Raw genomic sequence first — 301 nt, 5'->3', positions numbered from 1 at the left:
GGCCAGGGCGGTTTTGACGGCGCTGACGATTCCCTCGAGCTGTTTCTGTGGCCGGGTGCGCCGGTCCAGGTCCACATCGCCGTCCCGCCAGGAATCAGTGCCAGCACCAGTACCCGTACCAGTACCAGTACCCGTACCAGTACCCGTACCAGTACCCGTACCCGTACCAGTACCAGTACCAGCAGCAGCGCCAGTGCCTGCACTGGTGGTGCGGGGGTTGGTGGCGGTGTTCATGACGGTGAGGATGTGTTCGTACTGGTCGGTGGTGGCGAAGATTTCGATGTGGTGCAGGCCGTGGCGG

The 301-nt window shown here is 63.5% G+C and carries 1 pseudogene; it reads right to left on the bottom strand.

The features are described from left to right. Positions 1-301: pseudogene (locus tag AC5RV1_RS21430) on the bottom strand (HNH endonuclease signature motif containing protein); the annotation flags it as partial.

The sequence above is a fragment of the Arthrobacter sp. Hb9-2 genome, from assembly GCF_059091165.1.
The sequence above is the reverse complement of the archived record's forward strand: the minus strand, read 5'-3'. Positions and strand labels throughout refer to the sequence as shown.